This is a genomic window from Vibrio sp. D173a, assembly GCF_030248475.1.
Genome location: NZ_JAHGAH010000142.1, coordinates 20,334 through 35,788, shown reverse-complemented (window position 1 = coordinate 35,788; position 15,455 = coordinate 20,334). Strand labels below are relative to the sequence as shown.

Annotated in this window: 13 protein-coding genes and 2 pseudogenes; 8 read left to right on the top strand and 7 right to left on the bottom strand. The window is 45.5% G+C overall.

Annotated elements, in window-relative coordinates; translation table 11 throughout:
• Positions 1 to 23: 23 nt before the first annotated feature.
• Positions 24 to 809, top strand: a pseudogene (locus KIV40_RS15545) (M48 family metallopeptidase).
• A gap of 77 nt (positions 810 to 886) precedes the next feature.
• On the opposite strand, the gene KIV40_RS15540 reads toward KIV40_RS15545, so the two are convergent.
• Positions 887 to 1,915: a site-2 protease family protein gene (locus KIV40_RS15540; protein ID WP_285350136.1), complete on the bottom strand. Its 1,029-nt coding sequence runs from the start codon at positions 1,913 to 1,915 to the stop codon at positions 887 to 889.
• A 411-nt stretch (positions 1,916 to 2,326) separates the two neighbouring features.
• Between KIV40_RS15540 and KIV40_RS15535 the strand changes: the two genes are divergently transcribed.
• From KIV40_RS15535 to KIV40_RS15505, 7 genes and pseudogenes are all read left to right on the top strand, one after another.
• Positions 2,327 to 3,571 (top strand): outer membrane protein transport protein, encoded by a 1,245-nt coding sequence (locus KIV40_RS15535; protein WP_012129400.1) that lies wholly within the window; start codon positions 2,327 to 2,329, stop codon positions 3,569 to 3,571.
• Between the two features lie 22 nt (positions 3,572 to 3,593).
• Complete coding sequence (locus KIV40_RS15530) at positions 3,594 to 6,074, top strand: VolA/Pla-1 family phospholipase (protein WP_285350106.1); 2,481 nt, start codon at positions 3,594 to 3,596, stop codon at positions 6,072 to 6,074.
• A 134-nt stretch (positions 6,075 to 6,208) separates the two neighbouring features.
• A pseudogene (locus tag KIV40_RS15525) lies at positions 6,209 to 6,418 on the top strand (YgdI/YgdR family lipoprotein).
• A gap of 280 nt (positions 6,419 to 6,698) precedes the next feature.
• Positions 6,699 to 7,256 carry an alkylphosphonate utilization protein gene (locus tag KIV40_RS15520; protein ID WP_285350103.1) on the top strand — a complete coding sequence of 186 codons (558 nt, stop codon included), beginning with the start codon at positions 6,699 to 6,701 and terminating at the stop codon, positions 7,254 to 7,256.
• Positions 7,257 to 7,772: 516 nt separating this feature from the next.
• Positions 7,773 to 8,312 carry a hypothetical protein gene (locus tag KIV40_RS15515; protein ID WP_285350102.1) on the top strand — a complete coding sequence of 180 codons (540 nt, stop codon included), beginning with the start codon at positions 7,773 to 7,775 and terminating at the stop codon, positions 8,310 to 8,312.
• 138 nt (positions 8,313 to 8,450) lie between these two features.
• Positions 8,451 to 8,738, top strand: a complete 288-nt coding sequence (locus tag KIV40_RS15510; protein ID WP_285350100.1) for a hypothetical protein — start codon at positions 8,451 to 8,453, stop codon at positions 8,736 to 8,738.
• Between the two features lie 158 nt (positions 8,739 to 8,896).
• Positions 8,897 to 9,238 carry a hypothetical protein gene (locus tag KIV40_RS15505; protein ID WP_285350099.1) on the top strand — a complete coding sequence of 114 codons (342 nt, stop codon included), beginning with the start codon at positions 8,897 to 8,899 and terminating at the stop codon, positions 9,236 to 9,238.
• A 283-nt stretch (positions 9,239 to 9,521) separates the two neighbouring features.
• Here the strand turns inward: KIV40_RS15505 and KIV40_RS15500 are convergent, their stop codons facing one another.
• The 6 genes from KIV40_RS15500 to KIV40_RS15475 form a co-directional block, all read right to left on the bottom strand.
• A complete protein-coding gene (locus tag KIV40_RS15500; protein WP_285350098.1) occupies positions 9,522 to 9,845 on the bottom strand; it encodes a MarR family transcriptional regulator in 324 nt (107 codons plus the stop codon).
• An 80-nt stretch (positions 9,846 to 9,925) separates the two neighbouring features.
• Complete coding sequence (locus KIV40_RS15495) at positions 9,926 to 11,158, bottom strand: tyrosine-type recombinase/integrase (RefSeq protein WP_285350096.1); 1,233 nt, start codon at positions 11,156 to 11,158, stop codon at positions 9,926 to 9,928.
• Position 11,159: 1 nt separating this feature from the next.
• A complete protein-coding gene (locus KIV40_RS15490; protein ID WP_285350094.1) occupies positions 11,160 to 12,134 on the bottom strand; it encodes a hypothetical protein in 975 nt (324 codons plus the stop codon).
• The gene (locus KIV40_RS15485) at positions 12,134 to 12,337 is read right to left on the bottom strand and encodes a hypothetical protein (RefSeq protein ID WP_009841323.1); all 204 of its coding nucleotides are present in this window, start codon (positions 12,335 to 12,337) and stop codon (positions 12,134 to 12,136) included. The genes KIV40_RS15490 and KIV40_RS15485 overlap by 1 nt, the downstream gene beginning before the upstream one ends.
• Positions 12,334 to 12,702 carry a phage tail protein gene (locus KIV40_RS15480; RefSeq protein WP_285350092.1) on the bottom strand — a complete coding sequence of 123 codons (369 nt, stop codon included), beginning with the start codon at positions 12,700 to 12,702 and terminating at the stop codon, positions 12,334 to 12,336. The genes KIV40_RS15485 and KIV40_RS15480 overlap by 4 nt, the downstream gene beginning before the upstream one ends.
• Positions 12,703 to 12,704: 2 nt before the next feature.
• A complete protein-coding gene (locus tag KIV40_RS15475) occupies positions 12,705 to 15,431 on the bottom strand; it encodes a phage tail tape measure protein (protein ID WP_285350091.1) in 2,727 nt (908 codons plus the stop codon).
• Between the last annotated feature and the right edge of the window lie 24 nt (positions 15,432 to 15,455).

Sequence of the window (15,455 nt, the reverse complement as noted above, 5' to 3'; positions counted from 1 at the left end):
AAAATATTTATATGGACCCTATTATGAGAACATGGATCAAAGCCTCAGTGCTTTTGACAATAGCTGGCTTAACGGCATGCGGTTCCTCACCGACTGGTCGAAATCAAATTCTTATGTTTTCCGATCAAGAGATGTCTTCGCTCGGTGCTAAATCGTTTGATCAGATGAAGCAAGAAATTCCGATAAGCAAAGATAAAAAGGTCAACGCATATGTTCAATGTGTTGCCAAGCAAATTACCGATACGATCCCGCCTCAAGCAGGGTTTAAAAATTGGGAGGTTGTGGTGTTTGATAGTGACCAAGTCAACGCATTTGCCCTACCCGGCGGTAAAATCGGCGTTTACACTGGATTGCTGAAAGTAGCGAAAAACCAAGACCAACTTGCGACGGTTATTGGCCACGAAGTAGCACACGTTTTAGCAGACCACAGCAATGAGCGTTTGTCTCAAAGCCAACTAGCAAACGCGGGGTTGTCGCTAGCTAACGTGGCGATTGGTGCCTCTGAATATAAAGAGTATCAACAGATGACCATGGCAGCACTTGGTGTCGGTGTTCAGTAAGGTGTGATACTTCCTTATGGCCGCACTCAAGAATCAGAAGCTGATATTGTGGGTTTAGGCTACATGGCGAAAGCGGGCTTCGATCCAAATGAAAGCGTTGATCTTTGGAAAAACATGGCTGCTACGGGTGGTGGACAACCGCCAGAGTTCTTCTCTACTCACCCATCACACAGCACTCGCATCAAAGACTTACAGGCAACCATAGAAACGTTACCTGCGTCGAATGCGAAAGCGCCGAGATGTGGTTAGTTTAAATGAGTAGTGAATGCAGTTCTAAAAAATAAAGCTCCGTAATGGAGCTTTATTTTTATAGATAGACTTATGCTTTAAGTGCCGAGGATCTGCAGAGGCAAACTTAACAAGCTATCGCCTAACCCTGCGAAGTACCAAATGATGACGATAAAACCGCCAACCGATACCAAGTACCACGCAAACGAAAACAGCTGACCATAACGTGTTAACGGCAATAAGTGGCTATGATGGCGAGTTCGCCATTCCATTACCACTTCGAGCATTCCCATCATCAACAAGAAACCAAGCAGTGTTAAGCCGAAGGTATAGCTGATGTAGATACCGAGCAACGCCGTGACAATACTACCGGCCAAACCTATCCATGTGTTCATTGAAAAGGTTATGCTTTTAAGTACATGCCCGCCATCTAACGGCAAGATTGGCAATAGGTTGAATAGGTTTAACAAGGCGTTAAATACGGCCAACCCTGCAAAGATCATCTCACCGGTTATCCAATACAAGACAGTGAACACAATGCTGAGCACCAAACCAAAGAACGGCCCCATGATGGAGATAACCACATCTTGCCAACGCGTGTTTATCTTTTCATCGCTCAGCGCCAAGCCGCCCAAGAATGGAATTAAGTAAATGCCTTTCGTCTTCATGCCAAAGTACTTCATCGCACGGATATGACCATATTCGTGGAATACCAGACACGCAACCAAAGCCAGCGCAAACTCAATTGAAAACAACCAAGAATAGGCAGCCAAACTTGCGGATGCTAACGCAACCTTGATCACTTTAGCGCTTTTTAGCGCTTTCATTCCAAGCGAGACGAGGCCTATCAAGCTAAAACGTTTTTCTGCTGGTGGCGCTTCAACTGGTACTTGGCGTTCGATGTCTTTCTCGTCACGATGCCCTTCAGTTACAAGCGTTTCATTGACGCTCGCTTGGTATTTAAAATCAAACGGTTGCCAGTTTAATTCACAGCTCAATTGGCAATGCAGAACTTCCTCACCAGATGAAAGTTTAAATTCATGCAGCGACTTCCCAGCCTCATCATCACTGGCTGCGATTTGTGAAACCAGAGTGTTATCCCAAAACAGCTGTTGCCAACCTGCCATAGAGCCTTCGAGCCTCAATGGCTTTCCTAAAAATTCAATGTGTAGTAATTCCAACGCGATTTCCAATGCGACAAACACAAAGTGCGAATTATGCCTGTAATGGAATAGAACGCAAACCATGTTAACAACACGTATTTGATTAGCTTTTAACCATAAGATTTACAAAACAACTCTGGTCATACCATTCTTCAAAAAATATCATGATAATACATGGCCTTATTGATCGCGGTTTGACCTATGCATCAAATTTAAAACGTAATATAGGCGTGATCTTTGACAATTTAATCAACATACAATTAACATTATATTTACATTGCAGTTGTAGCGCGAACCGACAGCAACTGGTGTAAAAGGCACACAACAAATACAAAGACTTCGGTCTATTATAATGACACCCTAGGAGGGTCAAGGATGAACAAGAAGCACTGCTCTCTGCTGACAATTTCAATATTGTTTGCGTGTAATGCCCAAGCTGCGGGCTTTCAGGTAGCTGAACATTCGGCATCTGGTCTTGGTAGAGCATTTTCAGGTGAAGGCGCGGTTGCGGATAACGCCAGCGTTTTAGCACGAAACCCAGCTGCGATGACACTTTTTAAAGAAGCTCAATTTTCAGGCGCACTGTCAATCGTCGACCCTGAAGTTAACGTCTACGACACCGTTAACAATGAACACGCAAAAGACGTAGCTCCGCTGCAAATCGTCCCTGCTGGCTACTACATTAGCCCTATTAATGATCAATGGGCTTGGGGTATTGGCATGTTCACGACCTACGGTGTCGCTACTGATTACCCAGACGACATTACTGCCGGAGATATGGCAGGCGATACTGCTTTGCTGTCTGTAAATATCAACCCAAACATTGCTTACCGTATCAATGAACAGTTTAGTGTTGGTGGTGGTATTAACCTTGTTTATGCCCATGCTGAATTGACTCGTCACAAGGGCGACCTTGTAAAAGTATACGGTGGCAATAAATCCGATAACCTGATAGGTATGGAGGGCGACACTTTTGCCTGGGGTTGGAACATTGGTGCTCTTTACGAATTCAACGAAAACAACCGTTTTGGTTTCGGCTACCGCTCTAAAGTCGATTTGGATTTTGATGATGGAGAGTTCAGTAGTTACAAGTCTGCTATTGCAACAGCTCCAAAAGTCGATGGTCGACTACAAATTTCGCTTCCGTCTATCATCGAACTTTCTGCATTCCACCAACTAAACGACAAGTGGGCGATCCACTATGGTTGGCAACAGACAGACTGGAGCACCTTTAAAGAGCTAAAAGCGACCAGTCCTCAATGTGATGACGGGACAGCTGGTCAATGTTTCTACAAACCAGAAAAATACGAAGACAACAACCGTTACTCCTTCGGTGGTACTTACACGCTGAATAGCGAATGGACACTGCGAGCTGGCATTGCTTATGACGAGCAAGCAGGCGAAGCAACATTGAGTATTCCTGATAGCGATCGTTTCTGGTACAGCGCAGGCGTTACTTATGCAATGAAAGAAAACCTAACCTTCGATGCAGGTTTTGCTTTTGTTAAGAGTAAGTCTGGCTCATTTACTGAAACTAACGCATTGAAAGAAGAGATAACGTTCGATTCAGAAGGTACTGCTTACATCAGTGCTGTTCAAGTGAACTACATCTTCAAATAATCAGAATTAAAGGAGTAAACCAATGAAACAAACATTTAAACTATCACTTCTTTGTTCTGCTATTCTTCTAGCAGGTTGTGGTGACGATACATCTAGCTCTGGAACATCAGATAGCCCAGTGTTTGAAGATAGTGTTCAAGAGCTTCTCGGGCGTGACGCTTCGATAGACTTTGTACTTCAAGGTGTGAATGCCGCAGTACCTTTACCTTCTTTCCTACTATTTGACACAACAGATCATACTCTTAATATTCCTGTTCCAAGAGGCGAGTCCACTGGATTGGATAACCCTGTTGTAGCAATGGGTGAATCTGACGGTTGGAGCACAATGATGCCCTTCTCGTTTGATTTAAATTTAAAGGAAGGTGTTACGCTACTAAATGACATCGTCTTAGTAAACGGCTCACCTTTTAGTCAAAACTTAAACAGCGGGGTACGTGTTGCAAAAGTTGATGTAGACCTGTCAACGGGGGCAATCAGCAACTTCCAACCTCTGACTCCCGGCGTTGACTTCCTTGCTGTTAGCACAGACTTAAAGAGTATTAATGTTATACCTCTGAAAGGTTTTGATCCTGCCTCTAACTACATTTACGCGCTTACTGAGTCAATCAAAGACAGTAACAATGCGGGTCTTGGTACATCTACTTCATACGCGAGTTTAAAAACAGCCACGGCTCAAACGGGAACGCTTGCTGCGCCTCAACAAGTAATTTGGAACATAGAAAACACGTTTGCAGAAAATGGACAAGTAGAAAGTAAAGACCAAATCATCTATTCATCTTGGTTCACAACCGCTTCTGCTGGTAACGTGATGCAAGGGACTAAAGCAGCTATTGCCACTTCGATTAACCCGAAAATAAAACCAGCCGGGGTATGGAAAGGCACTGCTAACCCTAATAATATTTCAACAGATGACTTGAATAGCCTATACACCATTGATGCCGATGATACTGGCGTTAATTTCGGCGATGCCGTAACAAACGATCCTCTATTTGCAAGTGCGTTTGGAACAGATAGCGCGGCTCTTTTGAAAGCGAAATATGACGCGCTGACTATGGCTCCAACTCTCGACTCTATTGAAGTCTATCGTGGTACCGTAAAACTTCCTTATTTCCTAAGCGATCAAGTTGATGGCGATGCGTGGAAAATGCAGCCATGGCGAAGTGGTATGCCTAGCATTTTCAAGATCCTTAACACTCTAAGTTCAGGCTCCGATGCTGATAAAGCTGCAATTTCTGAACAACTGATTGCGTTAGGCTTTACGTCATTGCCGGATCAACTTTTGATTCCTCAATATCAGGCCTTACTGGTTGGCTCGGAATTGACGCTAGCTAATGGTAATCAACTAGACGCAGAGCGAATCCTTACACAATATAGTGCGGTTCCTCAAATTAGAGCAGTAAAAGAAGTACCTTTCATCATGTTCGTACCAAAAGGCATGGGTACTGACAACGTACCATTACTTCAGTACCAGCATGGGATTACAAACCTTAAAGAAAGCGCATATGCTTTAGCTCTAAGTCATATCAGCACTGCAGTGCAAACTGGCAAGATTCCGTATGCTTTAATAGCTATTGACCAACCTCTGCATGGTCAGCGAGGTCTATCTGAAGAAATCGTTACTACGCCATCCAACCCTACTGTATTCATGAACCTAGAATATCTGCCTGTAGCGCGCGATAACATTCGTCAAGGTGCAATAGATGGAATGGGATTAAGATATGCAATGAATTATGTTGCGCCATCAGAAGCGGCGTTCTCGACTGTAAATGAGGATAATGTGTCACTTATTGGTCATTCAATTGGTGCTATTACGGGTATCAGTTCATACGCTGTTGCAAATACTTCACTAAACAGCCCGGTTGACCCAATGTTTAGCTATACAACAGCAACATTAGCAAACCCAGGTGGCGGCATTGCGCCATTTCTGCTTGAATCTGGCTCATTCGCTCCTGTAATTAAACACAGCGTCGTCGCATCTTCAGTAGAAGCATATACGAGCTACTACGCTACAACGTGTGTTGCAGAGGGTATCGATCCTGGAACTTGCTACAACAAGTTTTACGATGAAATCGCCGACGCCTCTACAAAAGATATCATTGATGCAACGCTAACCTCATTCACATATGCTGCACAAACTGTTCTTGATAACGTAGATCCTTTCAACATGGCATCTCAAGTTACCGGCTCAGTTTTAGGCATTCAAGCTAATGGGGACAACACGATCCCAAATAATGTATCTACAACACCTACTGCAGGTACAGAACCGCTGTTTAGTAAGCTAGGACTAGAAAACACCGCTCTGGACGCATCAGGTACGCGAGTAGCTTCGTATTTTGACGAGTCTTCAAATGCACAGCACTCTACAGTCATCACTCCTGGATCGGCTGAAGAAGGCCCTGCTCATGCAGAAATGAGCTCTCAAATTGTTCAGTTTACCTTAACGAACGGCAATAGTGATGGTAGTTTATCCGTTACATCTGGCTTATTGGACGCAAGCAAATAAGTACAACTAAACTAACCAAAGCCCAGTTTCGACTGGGCTTTTTCGTTTCTACGCTATCAAACCCTCAGTGACTTTCTCTGCTATAGTTAAATCGTTGTCTTTATCTAACTCACTTGTTTGAAAAGGAAAACTCTATGCGCGTATTGACCGTGATTGCCACTGCACTACTTCTTGTTGCTTGCGGCAGCAGCTAATATCTTATGTCTACGGACGAAGGGAAAATCATCACTTCTTACGGTAAACCAGACTTAAATGAAGATACTGGCATGTACGAATATGAAGATGTAGATGGCAAAGAAATGAGCATTTCTAAAGACAAAGTCGTACAGATTTTTGAACGATAAAACACTGTGCCCTCTGAAAATCAGTGGGCCTTTCTCATTCATCTGGTATAACTCTCGCCTCAATCAATAATAGTAATCAATGCAACTAATTCATCATTCGAAGCAATCAACATCTTTATTTATATTCTAGATGTCATTTGTTTAGCCAATATTTTACATCTTCACTCCTTTCAGGTTGGAATATTGTAAAATCTCGCCTTTAATTCTCTAACACCCTTTTATTTCTCAGGATAAAGTGGATAATACTGCCACCAAAAAAACATTACTAAGGTGAGTCCTTATGTCTATCGAAGCTACTCTGCTTGCTCGCTGCGAGTCAAAATGTGAACTGTGTTCTTCTGAATCTCAACTAACTGCTTACGCTGTGCCACCACACGGTAACGTAACGGTTGATACTGCTATCATGGTTTGTGATAAGTGTCATGGTGAGATCGAAGAGCCTAAAGACATTAACCACTGGCGCTGCTTGAACGACAGCATGTGGAGTCAGGTTCCTGCGGTACAAGTAACTGCATGGCGCCAACTTACTCGCCTAAACACAGAAAGCTGGGCTCAAGACGCTCTTGACATGATGTACATGGAAGAAGAGACAATGACTTGGGCGATGAAAGGCATGTCTGCTGACGATAAAACGGTTGACTGTAACGGCACTGAATTGAAGAAAGGTGACGACGTAACGGTGATTAAAGACCTACCCGTTAGAGGTACAAACCAAGTGATTAAACAAGGCACGGTGATACGTGGCATAAGCCTTGGCGACGATCCGAAGCTTGTTTCTGGTAAGGCAAATGGTGGTCAGTCAATGTACGTGATCGCCGAATACTGCCGCAAAAAGTAGTGACTGCTTCCCAGTGAAAATTTAAGAGAGGCGCTCGCATTTTTAGAGCGCCTTTTTTGTATCGGTGGAATATATTGCCCCATTCTACCCCCTAAATTGTCCCAAAATTGTCCCAAAGGCCAAAGTTGGTCTTGCCGATTGTCCCAAAGAATCGTGATACCTTTTTTGTCGTGAAAATTCATTACTAACTAATTGATAGTATGAACTAATCAAGACAAAAAATTACTATAAGATGCAACTTGAACGCGCATGCCTTTGTTTTGATTGCTTGTCCTGTGAACCAGTACAGCTAGTGAAATTAACTCAAATTGTCCCATGAGCCCCAGAGATCCACCCTGTCATACCCTCTCACAATCCTTCGACCTATCATGCGGCCCCATCAAGGTTATGTGCCATAAACAATTTTGTAACTCTTGCATATCATTATGTTGAATAAGGTGAAGAAAGGCGGCATTATTCGGCCTAGAAATGGGGAGAATTACTGTATAAGAAGCGTTAAAAGCTTCGGGGACGATAATGAAATTATTTGAATTTCTTGAACGTATGACGGAAGAAATGTTTCCATTTCAACTCAATTACATTGAGTGGTCTTGCTGTATAGATGTAGAGGTTAATGCATTCTCAGAGCGTTGGGTCGTATCATTTGACGAGGATGGGTTTGTTGACTTCAGGATACTTAAAGACATCGATGCACCCGACAATGAAAATGCTGAGTTACTAAAATCACTGTTTAACCGTCCTCAACGAGCATGGTTAGATGCATCTAGAGATCTCGGGATCGAGTTTATATCACCTTTTAAGTTTGTAGGGGCTGATGGTAAAGAGCACAAAGTAACGGGTTTACTACCTCAGTTTGGGAGCCCAAAGGGTACACTAATAGTGTCTCGAAAAGATGATGACGAGTCAGCATTTGAGGTAGATAAATTGGTTGGATATTACATTTGCGCACTAAGCCCTACTTACTACGACACATATGACCGTAGTCGATTTATTGAAACTTTGAACGATTTGGGGTGGGTTTCACAAAATTCTAAACCCGATTGGCTAGGTAAATAGGCTTATAACAATTGTTTAAGAACGTTTCGCAACGTTTAGCATTTTTACTATGCGTTGCGTTTTGTGTTTAAGGTGTTCTGGGGAGGCTTCGGTATTGCATTGCATCACCTTAACAGTGCGTAATAAGGTTTCAAAGGTATGAATGAAGAAGAACAATATGTCGAGTGTTGTACTCACGGAAAGCAGCAGGCTACGTATGTATGTCAGCATGTCATAGAAAGCCTTCGCGATGGAAAGCCGAGGGGATTCTGGTCGGCAGAACCGGAGCCTGGGAATGAACGACCAGATTCATGGTGCAGCTCTTGCGAAGACAAAGTAAATAGCGATGGTGGTGAGTGGAATGATGAATCTGAAGCCTTTGCTGGCGTAACACTACTTTGCGGTGCTTGCTACGACCGCGCAAAAGAAATGAATGCTAAAAATTAGTTATGCTGCAAGGGCCTTATAAAAATGCAATCTAATATTCCTTTTTATCTATAATTTATTGATTTATTAATTGAAATTAATTAAGAAGTGCTGCATTATCCGCTCCTAAGGTACGGTGTGTTGCCGTATGAAAATCGTTATGTTTTTGGAAAGTTTTGATGATAAGAAAAATAGATTTCCGGGCCATCGGGCTTGGCACACTAGTAGATCTTGTAATGACAGTTATTCTTAGTTTCTCTGCACAAATTCTTGCGGGCTCTACACCATTACCTTTATGGATTTCGTTTGTCTTGGGAATGATCTGTGTCGTACTCGGTGGGTATGTTACCACTAAGACCTCACAAGAGTATGAAGTCATTAATTTGGTGTTGTTTGGTTTAATTGGTATTCTAATCTGTCTTTTTGGTATAAATCTTGTCCCCGTTTGGTACTCAATTTTGTCAATAGTTTTAATGCTTCCAGCTGCATTTTTGGGGGGATTACTAGGTAAAAAAACATAACAGCAGTTCAAGAGGAATTCGCAACGCGTGGCATTTTTGCCACGCGTTTTTTTGGGACTAACAGGTTGGTTACACCTGAGCGTTACGCATCACTCTCAGTACTTAAGCTCAATTTTCACCACTAAGCGGCTTGCCAGTGGTGGTGGCCATGTGACCCGAAAAATTTTCATTTCGCGAGCTGTACCTGCGTTTGAATTCCTGCAGCGCTCAGAAGAACCTATGTAATTGATTTGTAGATATAAATCCCCCACCCCGTTTCGCTCTTATCACGGCGTCAGCACGCTTAAACGCTCGTCTCTTTGAATGTGGAGCGGCAAGAAATCAAACGACGATACCTAAATTCTATTCCTCCAAAATCCAATCCAATGTTTGTTCTTGCCAGATAACATCTCTGATATAAATTTCTCAAATTCGAACTTGCCCAACTCGGTGACAAATTACATCGTTCAGAAATTTGTTGCGCTGTCACTTCTTCACCGTATTTTATCGAATCCAATACCTTTAATTGTGTCTTGCTTAATTTCACCCATTTCACCTGGTGCGGAGCAAGTTGCGCAGCGGCTACTAAAGTGTGATTTAGCTCACCTTTTTGCTCAAAATTACCCATGCTAATACTGTCCTTTGCAATTAAATTTTAAATGGTGTTTAGTTGTTGATTTTAATGATGAATTTAAAGATGAAGATTTTTTAAAAATCAGGTATATAACAGCTTCGCCAGCAATTTTTTAGCCACAAATGATAGGTTTTAAGGGCTTCTGACTTCTGCAGTTCGATGTGAGTGTGAATGTACGCTTGCTCGAGTTTTCCCTTGGCGTGATTCAATAGTGTCTCTGCAACCAGGTAATCAATACCAATGTCGGCCCATACAGTCCGTGCGAGCTTTCTTAAGTCGTGAGCGGTCCAATTCCCCTTCGCTACCGTCTTTACCATCTGAGTTGCCGTGGCACTGGATAGTGGGCTTTGATCCCGCTTGCAGGAAGGAAAGAGATTGTTCCCTTTATAACCGTTGGCCAGTTGCCATGCTTTGTAGGCTTGCAGCAGAGTGACCCACTCATCGGTCAGTGGGTATAAGATCTCTTTTCTTGTCTTGGTGTCACGCACCGGTATTCGCCACCGCTTGGTGATGAAACAAACGTTGCACCACTTCGCCTTGCGCGTCTCACCTATCCGCGTTCCGTGGCTAAGCATCATCAAACACAACATTCGGGTTAAAGGCTCGGCATCACCAAATTGCTGCAGTAAGTCTGGAGTGTGGCCAACGAGTAATTTGCATCCTTTCGGCTGGATTTTGGCCTTTAGAAAGTCGGTAAACACCATGTCGTTAAGTGGATTGTGTCCAATCTTGTTCATCTTTTTTGCCCGATTAAAGGCCACTTTTAATGCCTGGAAGATGGAGCGAATATAACTGATTGAGTACATCCCCTCACGCAACGGCTTCATCAGCTGCTTTTCAACTTCACGGTGAGAAAGCCCGGCTATCTCCACACCGTGAAGACAAGAGATAAGGTGATTTTCAATCATGGCCTTAAGCGAAGTCAGCCGGCCTTTTGATATGTGCCCGCTTCTCGCTTCCATATCTAAATACCAGACCAACAGCTCATCGACGGTAATAAACTCGTTAGAGCGAGCCCGAACACCGGTGGAGAGTTCTTTTACGATGTGTTCGACCACTTCTGGAATGTACTTGGCGCTTAAGTTTGGGTACTTGCCAAAAACATGGGCGGTTTGCTTACCACCGTTGTACTCATAAAAGACCCAAGAGCCGTGCTCTCTGTTTTTCTTGTAACGCAAGTACACCGAGTATCGTTCGTCTTTTAGTTGCCTCACATGACGGCGTTTTGAATGTCTTTTGATCTGCGCATCAGAGATCTTACAGCGGACCGTCGATGTGTAATGAACGCCGGAATTCAACGTGATCATTCTATTCCCCCGTTAACGTAGCTTTGATGCTCATTCGCCTTGGCTGCAGACCTTGGCCAGAAAACGAAACACTGTCGATTGAGCAGGTTCCTTGAAATACACCTGGGAAAGAGGCATCGAGGATCAGCAAGCCCTCGGCAAATACCGCGGGATTGGGCGGCGCTTCTATGCTGAGTTTTCGTCCCTCTCGCTGCAGTTTTCTTAGTTCGCTCGAACATGCTTGTTCTGCCTCTTGCTTACTATTTCTGTCTTTGCCAATGGTTCGAAACGGCGCTTTCCCTTTTCTCACTTCTTGGCGTGTACCGTCCCCCGTTGAAAGATAAAACGCCTTAACACCGGTGACGTCGGTACGACCATCAAGGTCGATGCTGACATTAATAAAGTTCGGTAGCTGAGGATTGTTTCCGCTTGGCTGTGACAACGTCACTGTCTCGATATCTTTGCCACTGGCACTTCTCGCCTCGCCTTTGGGCGCAAAGACAAAGCGGCCATCGATGGGCTTGGCCACCGCATCGTATTGTTTAGCAAGCCGGTACAAAAATGACGGCGTGCTTTCATCGGTTCGGTCGAGATGCGCGATTTCAATTTTTTGTAATCTCGGATGCACAAAAGCTTGAAAGCCATGAGGGGCAACATTGTCTGCCACGACCTGAGCCAGGGTTGTGTTATCCCAACTCATCGATTTACGCTCTCGATATCCGGTTTCGTCTTTGATGCTGAACGGAGCAACAGATAGCACTAACACCACCTCACGCGGGTGCAAGCTAATAGAGCGTTTTGATATTTGAAACTCATCACGCAGCACGTCACCCAAATAGACCGAGTACTGCTCACCCTTTGGTGGAATGCCATCAACATCATCAGAATTGATCGTCAATGAGAGGCTGTCCCCCTCAATGCCGTTGCCATCTGACAAGCGCCAAGATTTCAGGCGAGCCAATAACAGCTCGCTATTTTTACCGATAAGTTTGAACATCAGTCCCAAGACCTCGTAACGGATTGAGTGGGTTTTACTGTCGATATTTCTGGAATAGAAACGTAGGTGTCAGCAGTGAAGATTTCGCCTCGAACGTGCGGATTGAGGCGATAAAACTCGACTTCTAATTGATCACTGTCTTGGCCTGTTTGTTTGAAAAGTAAGTCGGTGATCAACTCGCCTTTGTTGGCTAATCGCTTCATCCTCGATACTCCAATAATTGTAAGGACACGTCTGTCACCATGGCGCGGCCATCATGGATAAGTTCGCTTCGCCCTTCTTTGAGCTGCTTAATGGTCCAACGGCCAAGGTTAAAACCCTGACCATCACTGACCTGTTGCGGCTCATCAATCAAAGCTCGAATGGCAGCCACTGACTTAGCCGAATGGTATTGCAGCCACTTTGCGGTGATGTCGATGGTTTCAAGTGGTCTGCCGGTTCGCTCAGAGCGCGCATTATCAATCAGGCCAATCTCGGAATAAGCGCCCGCCGTGGTCCTATCGAACTTGGTTATGGGCGTTTTATCTCCAACCGAAAATACGAACTCGCCGATCACTAAATGATGCATAGTTACCCCCTATCAATGGCTGATACACTGATGGAATCATCGATGGTAAGCCCAGTGAAAACCTCGTATTGGGCCTTCATTTGTTGTTCAATTTGAGCACTGACCTGGGCGGCAATTTGTTGTTCGTCCATGCCTGGTGCGGCTTGAATAGCCACATCCGTTTTGAACGTGACGTTGGGTGTTACGCGGGCGTCGCTTTTCTCTTTCTCGACCAGCTTTTCAGAGACGGTCTCTGATGCCATAAGCTTGTCATCGGGCGCGTCTAACTTGTCGCCAAACCATCCCCCAAGCATTTCGCCGCCGAGATCGCCAATCAGCGAACCCGCAAGACCGCCAATCACCGTGCCCACACCAGGGAAGATCATGGTGCCAATGCTTGCGCCAAGTGCCGCGCCGCCCATGCTGCCGAGCAAACCGCCGCCTTCGGTCATCGCCGTTTTGGTGTCACCTTCAGTCACGGCAGTTGCGATGTTGCCGGCACTGATTGCCATATCTAATGGCCGGAGCAACTTACCGACCCCTAACTTGCCCGCGCCTTGGGCGATATCGCCAGCCAATCCGATGCCGTCTTGCGCCATGGCGATTGCAGGTGTCATGGCCAACGCGCCTCCTCCTAGTGCCAAGGGCAATGCCCCGTTATTGGCAGTCATCATGGTGCCGGCTGCGTTGTAGGCTCGTGCTAATGGATTTCGTGATCGCAATCTGGCCGGAGGCATTCTTGACCGTCGACCACGACTGCGGCCACTTGTACCGCGACCTCGCCCGTTACCTGATCCCATGTTCATCATGGTTTGATTCAATCGACTCAGTTGCTTGGTTGCGAACGCCGCTGCTCGACCGCTTTGTTGTGTTTCGCGGTTTAATCCCTTTCGAAACAAGCGCCCTTTATCCAGCGTGTTACCAAAGATAAGCGAAGCGGCTTTGCCGGCTAACATCGCGCCTTTTAATGCGATCAAGCCAGCAATACCAATGCCCACTGCAGCAGTCACGCCTTGGTTCGCTTCAGCAAAGTCCGCTAACAGAGTGATGCCATCACCCAGTGGCTCGAGCACCCAATTGAGCGCAGGTAAAAGCGCGCTGCCAATGACCACGCTTAAGCGGTTCACTTTATTGATGAATTGAGAGATGCCATTCTGGCTGGTGTTTATCCTTGCCTCATATTCGTCTTGTAATGACTGAATATGGATATCTTGCCCTTGCTTGGCCAACGTGAGTGTTTTGCGAAATAGATCAGTGTTACCTGCCAGTGACGCCACCGCCCCTTTCGCTTCCTCACCAAAAATTTGAGTGATGAGTGCGCTTTGCTCTTCCAATGGCGCATCTTTTATCGCTTCAAGCACTTGCAGTAAGGTACCCGAAGCATCGTCTTGCATGGATGAAGCGAGACTGACGGAGTCAAAGCCGATGGTGGATAACGCGGTTTTCTGCGCTCTGGTTGCTGCGCCGCCAAGTGTTAAGCGACCGGAGATATTCTTAAGTGCGGTTGCCGAGCGCTCTTCGCCCATGCCTGCTGAAAGCATCGATGCCGAAAGCGCAGCGGCCTCTTGGACGGAGAACCCCGCCATTTTGGCTGACGCGCCTTGGCGAGCCATTACGCCCGCAATATCTTTGCCTTTTGCATTCGAGTTGTTCGATAGGTGGTTGGCAAGGCCAGCAAGGCCCATCGCCCCGTTTTGATCTAGCCCTAACGCTGCTTTAAACACCGCAAGCGTCTCACCGGCTTGGTCAGCTTCCATATCAAAAGCCACGCCCATTTTCGCCGAGTCCAACACAAACTGCTTAAGCTCGGTTTGGTCCTTTATGCCGCTTTGGCCACCCGCGGCCAACATCGCATTGATGTCATTCGCATTCATCGGGGTTTGCGTTGATGTTTTCAAAGCCCAGCTGCGCATCGAGCTGGCTTCTTCTGGCGTCATATCCACGACTTTCTTTACATCAGCGAAGGAGCTTTCGTTCTTCACCGCTGACCATACCGTCGCCGCAATAGGCGCTGCCGCCATCGTCAGCGACGCCGCTTGCCCACCAATCTCACCCAACTTGGCATCGCGGCTATCAATTCGTGACTGAATTGATTTCATCTCTTTCAAATGAAGATTCTGTCTCGCTATTGCCGTGGTGGCTTTATCGGCCTGCGCTTCCAGTTTTCGTTGCTCATCACTTAACCGCGAGGTCTGTATCCCCGATGCCTTTAATGCCGAGCCTAAACGTTTGAGCTTGTCGCTCTGTTTAGATTGCTTTTCCGTCAGTTGAGTAACGCGCTTACTCGCGGACTTATAAGCCACGTTAAGCTCATTGGTCCTAACCTTGCCTTGATGAATCTCATCATTGAAAGAATCCAGTCGCTTTTGCGCTTCATTAAGGCGGTTTTTTAATTCAACCGCGCCCTCACCCGAGGCTTTTTTCATCTGAGAATTGAGTTTCCTGATCTCAGATTGGGTTTTACTGTATTCGACCCTAAGACCCGATGTGCGCTGCTTATTTTCCTCGAGTTCGCGCCCGAGTTTCTCAACATTGGCTTTCGCCGTATTAAGTTGCCCAGCCAGTTTCCCTGCGCTTCTTTTCGCCGCCTCAAACCCGTTTATCTGTTTGAGCTTGGTGTTGAGCGATATCACCTCACCGCGCTGCTGCTCTAATGCCGAGGTAAGACGCTCAGTGGCGGTTGTGGTTGAAACAATCTGCTCTAAACCGTGCACCGCCGTATTAAGAACGAGGTTGATTTTCTCAGACATTATTTACCCCAAGTTTGGACAAAA

Bases quoted from the DNA above. Each gene is read 5' to 3' on its own strand.
- KIV40_RS15505 (WP_285350099.1), top strand. From the start codon at position 8,897: ATGATAAGAAAAATAGATTTCCGGGCCATCGGGCTTGGCACACTAGTA.
- KIV40_RS15520 (WP_285350103.1), top strand. From the start codon at position 6,699: ATGTCTATCGAAGCTACTCTGCTTGCTCGCTGCGAGTCAAAATGTGAA.
- KIV40_RS15540 (WP_285350136.1), bottom strand. From the start codon at position 1,915: ATGGCAGGTTGGCAACAGCTGTTTTGGGATAACACTCTGGTTTCACAA.
- KIV40_RS15535 (WP_012129400.1), top strand. From the start codon at position 2,327: ATGAACAAGAAGCACTGCTCTCTGCTGACAATTTCAATATTGTTTGCG.
- KIV40_RS15510 (WP_285350100.1), top strand. From the start codon at position 8,451: ATGAATGAAGAAGAACAATATGTCGAGTGTTGTACTCACGGAAAGCAG.
- KIV40_RS15515 (WP_285350102.1), top strand. From the start codon at position 7,773: ATGAAATTATTTGAATTTCTTGAACGTATGACGGAAGAAATGTTTCCA.
- KIV40_RS15475 (WP_285350091.1), bottom strand. From the start codon at position 15,431: ATGTCTGAGAAAATCAACCTCGTTCTTAATACGGCGGTGCACGGTTTA.
- KIV40_RS15500 (WP_285350098.1), bottom strand. From the start codon at position 9,845: ATGGGTAATTTTGAGCAAAAAGGTGAGCTAAATCACACTTTAGTAGCC.
- KIV40_RS15490 (WP_285350094.1), bottom strand. From the start codon at position 12,134: ATGTTCAAACTTATCGGTAAAAATAGCGAGCTGTTATTGGCTCGCCTG.
- KIV40_RS15495 (WP_285350096.1), bottom strand. From the start codon at position 11,158: ATGATCACGTTGAATTCCGGCGTTCATTACACATCGACGGTCCGCTGT.
- KIV40_RS15480 (WP_285350092.1), bottom strand. From the start codon at position 12,702: ATGCATCATTTAGTGATCGGCGAGTTCGTATTTTCGGTTGGAGATAAA.
- KIV40_RS15530 (WP_285350106.1), top strand. From the start codon at position 3,594: ATGAAACAAACATTTAAACTATCACTTCTTTGTTCTGCTATTCTTCTA.
- KIV40_RS15485 (WP_009841323.1), bottom strand. From the start codon at position 12,337: ATGAAGCGATTAGCCAACAAAGGCGAGTTGATCACCGACTTACTTTTC.